Raw genomic sequence first — 660 nt, 5'->3', positions numbered from 1 at the left:
TGGGGTAATGTTAAAGAACCAGGGCGCAAGAAATGTGGCGTTGGCTCCAGATTGAAACGGCTGCATGGGATTTTAATTTGGAAGTGCCAAACAGGGCAATGATAATGATTAATATTAATAGTAATGAAAGGGGGCTAATACCACTGAATCCCATGTCAATTCCTCATGTTACGGTTAAATAGAGCCAGCAATCCAGTAACCACAAAACCACCTAAGGCGATGGCAGGAAGTTGTTTGTGATTAAGCAGATGAAGGTAATCCAACAGGCCAACTAAGAAAAAAGCTATGCTTGCACCGAGGGCAATGTTACCTCCGCTAAGTGGAGATGCGGCTTTCTCTTGCCTGGAGCTAGTCATTTCCTTTTTGGCAAGGAGCTGTTCTTTTTTCAGTTCGAGAACATCAAAAATTAGGCGCGGCATATGTGGTAATTGCTCAGCAAAGAATGGCAAGTTTTGTTTCAATTGTCGGAGAAAGGCTTTGGGACCAATCTGATCTTTTACCCACTGTTCCAGGAATGGTTTAGCCGTCGTCCAAAGATCCAGTTCTGGATAGAGTTGGCGGCCTAAACCTTCAATAGCGAGCAAGGTTTTTTGCAATAATACCAATTGGGGTTGTACCTCCATTTGGAAGCGTCGGGCCACTTGGAATAGGCGCAATACT

General features: G+C 44.2%; 2 pseudogenes. Both read right to left on the bottom strand.

From position 1 onward, the window contains the following. Positions 1–67: 67 nt before the first annotated feature. Positions 68–154: pseudogene (locus tag ACQY7T_RS00900) on the bottom strand (twin-arginine translocase TatA/TatE family subunit); the annotation flags it as partial. A gap of 1 nt (position 155) precedes the next feature. Further along, positions 156–660, bottom strand: a pseudogene (locus ACQY7T_RS00895) (ubiquinone biosynthesis regulatory protein kinase UbiB); the annotation flags it as partial.

Origin of the sequence: Legionella sp. (assembly GCF_965140895.1) — a bacterium.
Lineage (GTDB): Bacteria > Pseudomonadota > Gammaproteobacteria > Legionellales > Legionellaceae > Legionella.
The sequence above is the reverse complement of the archived record's forward strand: the minus strand, read 5'-3'. Positions and strand labels throughout refer to the sequence as shown.